Origin of the sequence: Enterobacter cloacae complex sp. IR5458 (genome assembly GCF_049238025.1) — a bacterium.
Lineage (GTDB): Bacteria > Pseudomonadota > Gammaproteobacteria > Enterobacterales > Enterobacteriaceae > Enterobacter > Enterobacter kobei.
In genome coordinates this window covers 1-721 of the sequence record NZ_JBMKIF010000138.1, presented here as the reverse complement: position 1 = coordinate 721, position 721 = coordinate 1, and the positions used below count along the sequence as shown (strand labels likewise).

Genomic DNA, 721 nt, shown 5'->3' with positions numbered 1-721 from the left:
TCCAGGTAGCGATAAAGTTCGGTCAGATGTTCCCAGCGGGTTTGCTCTCTGGATGCATATTCCGGCCATAAATCAGGCTGAAGTTTCAGTCGGGAAGCAACCCTGGATACAACGCCATTGTGAGGAGCACTGCTTTTGTCCGGAATAAATCCAGGTCCACGCAGATAACAGAGTAATACAGCAAAGCCCAGGCGATTCGCTGGCCTTCGGTGCTTATTAATGAGCGCAATATCCGGTTCGTTCAGAAAACACATTCGGGTCAGAATAATTTCATCATCTGGTATAACCAGTAAGCGTTCCTGCTCTTCGCTGCTCAGTATCTGTCGCCGTGGCATAAATGCCTCCCTCGCGTATAGTTTTCATCTGTTATTTGTTCGCTGTGACCGAAACCGGTCGGTTTCGTACACCACTTACAGCACATGTCCGAAACTTAGTGAAATTAATTTCGGACACACGTTATAATTCGGACATCCATTTCGTACGGAAAGTTTCCCATGTCACGTGTTTTTGCCTACTGCAGGGTCTCAACTCTGGAACAGACCACAGAAAACCAGCGTCGTGAAATTGAAGCGGCGGGTTTTGCCATCAGATCCCAACGACTTATTGAGGAGCATATCAGTGGCTCGGTTGCTGCCAGCGAACGCCCCGGATTTATCCGGTTGCTAGATCGCATGGAAAATGGGGATGTACTGATTGTCACCAAACTTGACCGTCTGGGTCG

2 protein-coding genes are annotated in these 721 nt (G+C 48.5%); one reads left to right on the top strand and one right to left on the bottom strand.

Annotated features, from left to right (window positions below; genetic code table 11):
• Positions 1 to 335, bottom strand: a 335-nt coding sequence (locus tag ACOTYN_RS26430) for a DUF4158 domain-containing protein (protein WP_332959900.1), incomplete at its 3' end; no start/stop codon positions are given.
• A 159-nt stretch (positions 336 to 494) separates the two neighbouring features.
• On the opposite strand from ACOTYN_RS26430, the gene ACOTYN_RS26425 reads away from it, so the two are divergent.
• Positions 495 to 721, top strand: a 227-nt coding sequence (locus ACOTYN_RS26425) for a recombinase family protein (protein ID WP_139787459.1), incomplete at its 3' end; no start/stop codon positions are given.